The sequence below is a fragment of the Streptomyces phytophilus genome, from assembly GCF_013870535.1.
Taxonomy (GTDB): domain Bacteria; phylum Actinomycetota; class Actinomycetes; order Streptomycetales; family Streptomycetaceae; genus Streptomyces; species Streptomyces phytophilus.
On the sequence record NZ_JACBXC010001167.1, the window covers coordinates 1 to 1,892 of the forward strand.

3 protein-coding genes are annotated in these 1,892 nt (G+C 71.6%); all 3 read left to right on the top strand.

Features of this window, described 5'->3' with window-relative positions; translation table 11 throughout:
- Positions 1-803, top strand: an 803-nt coding sequence (locus tag H5J30_RS30320; RefSeq protein WP_181790620.1) for a M24 family metallopeptidase, incomplete at its 5' end; no start/stop codon positions are given.
- Between the two features lie 66 nt (positions 804-869).
- The gene (gene efp / locus H5J30_RS30325; protein ID WP_181790622.1) at positions 870-1,436 is read left to right on the top strand and encodes an elongation factor P; all 567 of its coding nucleotides are present in this window, start codon (positions 870-872) and stop codon (positions 1,434-1,436) included.
- Between the two features lies 1 nt (position 1,437).
- Positions 1,438-1,892: transcription antitermination factor NusB (nusB, locus tag H5J30_RS30330; RefSeq protein ID WP_181790624.1), on the top strand; the 455-nt coding region annotated here is incomplete at its 3' end.

The window sequence follows — 1,892 nt, forward strand, 5'->3', positions numbered from 1 at the left end:
CCGTCGAGGAGCACCACCTGACCGTGGCCAGGCACCGCGCCCTGGCCTCCGTCGCGCCCCGACTCGCGCTGACCGACCTGTCCCGCGCGGTGGAGCAGCAGCGGCTCGTCAAGGACGACGAGGAGATCGCCTGCCTGCGGATCGCCGCCGAGATCGGCGACCAGGCGCTCGGCGAGCTGCTGGAGTCCATCCTCGTCGGCCGCACGGAACGGCACCTGGCGCTGGAGCTGGAGCGGCGGCTCGTCGACCACGGCGCCGAGGGCCCGGCGTTCCCCACCGCCGTCGGCACCGGACCGCACGCCGGCCGGGCCGGGCACGTACCGACGGACCGGCGGGTGGAGGAGGGCGACTTCCTCACCGTCTGCCTGGGCGCGCGCTACCGCGGCTACCGCTGCGAGATCGGCCGCACCTTCGTCGTCGGCACCGCCCCGGACGACTGGCAGATCGAGCTGTACGACCTGGTCTTCGCCGCGCAGCGGGCCGGCCGGGAGGCGCTGACGCCGGGCGCGGAGTACCGCGAGGTGGACCGGGCGGCCCGCCAGGTGCTCACCGCGGCCGGACACGGAGACGGCGTCGGGCCGTTCACCGGTCACGGCGTCGGACTCGAAATCGACGAGGACCCGCGGCTGGCCCCGGCGGCGATGGGTAAACTGGACGCTCGTGTGCCGGTCACCGTCGAGCCGGGAGTCCATCTCCCCGGCCGGGGCGGGGTCCGGATCGACGACACGCTCGTCGTCCGCCCGCAGGCGGACGGCGGTCCCGAGCTACTCACCATCACGACGAAGGAACTGCTCGCCCTCTGACCCCGGCCGGGTCGCAGGCGTACCGGGCTTCCGCCGTCGTCCACGCAGTCCAGGAGATTTCGCGACGTGGCCACCACGAACGACCTGAAGAACGGCTTGGTGCTCAAGCTCGACGGCGACCAGCTCTGGTCCGTCGTCGAGTTCCAGCACGTCAAGCCCGGCAAGGGCCCTGCCTTCGTCCGTACGAAGCTGAAGAACATTCTCTCCGGCAAGACCGTCGACAAGACGTTCAACGCCGGGGTGAAGGTCGAGACGGCCAACGTCGACCGCAGGGACATGCAGTTCTCGTACAAGGACGGCGAGTACTTCGTCTTCATGGACATGGAGACGTACGACCAGCTCCACGTCGACCCCAAGACCGTCGGCGACACCGCCAACTACCTGCTGGAGGGCTTCGACACCACCGTCGCGCTGCACGAGGGCACGCCGCTGTACGTCGAGCTGCCCGCGGCCGTCGAGCTGACCATCGCGCAGACCGACCCGGGCGTGCAGGGCGACCGCTCCACCGGCGGCACCAAGCCGGCCGAGCTGGAGACCGGCTTCTCCATCCAGGTCCCGCTGTTCATCACCACCGGCGAGAAGATCAAGGTCGACACCCGCTCCGGCGAGTACCTCGGCCGCGTGAGCGGCTGACGTGGCCGCACGGAACACGGCTCGCAAGCGCGCGTTCCAGATCATCTTCGAGTCCGACCAGCGCGGCGCGCCCGCGGTGCAGGTGCTGGAGGACTGGATCCGGCTGGGCAGCACCGACCCCCGGCAGCCGCCGGTCGGCGACTTCACGCGGCGGCTGGTCGAGGGCTACGCGGCGCACGCCGCCCGCATCGACGAGCTGCTGGGCTCGTACTCGGTCGGCTGGACCCTGGACCGGATGCCGGTCGTGGACCGCAGCATCCTGCGGCTGGGGGCGTACGAGCTGATCTGGGAGGACGGGACGCCGGACGCGGTGGCGATCGACGAGGCGGTGCAGCTCACGAAGGAGTTCTCCACCGACGACTCGCCGGGCTTCGTCAACGGCCTCCTGGGCCGGCTGCAGGAGCTGAAGCCGCGGCTGCGCCGGGACACCGCCGAGCCCCGCGAGGGGGCGGCGGA